Annotated in this window: 2 protein-coding genes and 1 pseudogene; 2 read left to right on the top strand and 1 reads right to left on the bottom strand. The window is 45.7% G+C overall.

Features of this window, described 5'->3' with window-relative positions; all coding sequences use genetic code 11:
- Together ACZFYI_RS19600 and ACZFYI_RS19595 are read left to right on the top strand one after the other, a co-directional pair.
- On the top strand, nucleotides 1-1,103 hold a 1,103-nt coding region (locus tag ACZFYI_RS19600; protein ID WP_462525809.1), incomplete at its 5' end, for a GMC oxidoreductase.
- Nucleotides 1,078-1,701 (top strand): gluconate 2-dehydrogenase subunit 3 family protein, encoded by a 624-nt coding sequence (locus tag ACZFYI_RS19595; RefSeq protein ID WP_462525808.1) that lies wholly within the window; start codon nucleotides 1,078-1,080, stop codon nucleotides 1,699-1,701. The genes ACZFYI_RS19600 and ACZFYI_RS19595, both read left to right, overlap by 26 nt.
- A 168-nt stretch (nucleotides 1,702-1,869) precedes the next feature.
- Here ACZFYI_RS19595 and ACZFYI_RS19590 read toward each other — a convergent pair.
- Nucleotides 1,870-2,059, bottom strand: a pseudogene (locus ACZFYI_RS19590) (hypothetical protein); the annotation flags it as partial.

Here is a 2,059-nt window from a genome sequence, read left to right as displayed (position 1 = left end):
AGGAATTTTCAGGAAGAAATATGATCATCGGAAGGGTTGCCCACCTGACCGAACCGCTCAACGGACGTGGCAAATGCCAATTCCGAAACCGCTGTGACCGTGGCTGTCCTTATGGCGCTTATTTCAGCAGCAATGCCGTGACTTTGCCTGCGGCAAATGCTACGGGAAACCTGACCATCAGACCTTTTTCCATCGTACAGGAAGTCATTTATGACAAGGAAAAAGGCAAGGCTACAGGCGTCCGGATCATTGATTCCGAAACTAGCGAAGTCATCGAGTACAATGCCAAAATCATTTTCTGCAATGCCTCCACGCTGAGCAGCACACAGATCTTGTTGAATTCTGTTTCTGACCGCTTCCCGAACGGTCTGGGAAATGACAGCGGTGAATTGGGCCACAACCTCATGGACCACACCTACCGGGTTGGCGCAATGGGTAATGTGGAAGGATTTGATGACCAATACTACAAAGGCCGCCGTCCAAACGGCATCTATATCCCACGTTATGTCAACCTTGACGACAAAACCAAATCTGACAAATTTGTCAGGGGCTTTGGCTTCCAAGGTGGTGGCGGAAGAGGGAATTGGGGTGCAGGAGCCAACGTCGAAGACTTTGGCGCAGACTTCAAAGACAGTATGATGAAGCCCGGACCATGGGAATTTTTCATCACAGGCTTTGCGGAATGTCTTCCTTACCATGAAAACAAAGTGTACCTCAACAAAGACGTACTCGACAAATGGGGACAGCCGACATTGTCGATAGATGCCGAATGGGGAGCAAACGAACTTGCTATCAATGCCCAAATGCGCATAGATGCTAAGGAAATGCTTGAGCGTGCAGGATTGACCAATATCACAGACTTTGACAACAAACATGAAATGGGATATGGCATCCACGAAATGGGAACCGCACGCATGGGAAGGGATCCTAAGACCTCGGTCCTCAACGGAAATAATCAGGTGCATGACTGCAAAAATGTATTCGTGACCGATGGTGCCTGCATGACTTCCTCTTCCTGTGTCAATCCATCCCTTACTTATATGGCACTTACTGCCCGGGCAGCAAACTTTGCCGTCGATGAACTCAAAAAAAATAACCTCTAATGCCATGAACAGACGAGACGCACTTAGAAAAACAGCCCTATTGGCAGGTTCTGCCGCTGCAGCACCCACGTTGCTGTCCTTATTGCAATCCTGCGCAAAGCAGGACCGCTTGACTTGGCAACCACTCTTTTTGAATGAAGATCAGGCAAGGTTTATCTCTTCCTTTGTGGATACGATCCTGCCAAAGACGGACACTCCCGGCGCTTTGGATGTAAAAACGGACATCTTCTTGGACTTGGTCTTTGCCAAATCCTACAACAAAGAAGCCCAAGACAAAGTGAAAGCAGATATTGAGAAGTTTAATGCAGACTGCAAGTCCACCTATGGCGATGTCTTTGCCAACCTGAGTCCGGAAGACAAAACCGCCTGCCTCAAAGCCGCAGAAGCGAGTTCCCCGAAGTTTAATCCAAAAGTATGGGGAACGGCCGTCGGGAATCAGGAACCGGTAGGTTTTTACCGTTCGCTAAAGTCCATGGCTATGTGGGGATATTTCTCTTCAGAGGAAATCGGCAAAAACGTCCTCAGCTACGATCCCATTCCGGGAGAATACCTCGGATGCATCCCCCTCTCAGATGTGGGAAATACCTGGAGTCTATAAAAAAGAAAAACCGTCGAAAGGCGGTTTTTTTATGTTTTGACCAATATGAATGTTTCATTGAAACCCCTTTTTTATTTGATTTAGAATTGGAAAAATTTATTAAACCTTCGAAGCCAATTTTTTCAATCATTCTTTCAGGCGATTTCTAAGTAGATTAAAGAGACTTCGTTAATTACACATCAATTTGATAAGTGGTTTAATTTTCGTGTATCCAAGATCTAAACATTTTGTCCAATCAGAACAGCAACCATCCTTATCATTTATTTCAAGCTTAGCTGATCCTCTGTTTTGATAAGCCATGGTGTAGTTTGGATTAATTTCGATGGCTGAGTCGAATGCTTTTATTGAATTTTCATAC

Source organism: Aquiflexum sp., from assembly GCF_977115555.1.
Note: the sequence above shows the minus strand (reverse complement) of the source record. Positions and strands in the feature narration are given on the sequence as shown.

Excerpts from the sequence above, each read along its gene's own strand:
- ACZFYI_RS19595 (WP_462525808.1), top strand. The coding sequence starts at position 1,078 with ATGAACTCAAAAAAAATAACCTCTAATGCCATGAACAGACGAGACGCA.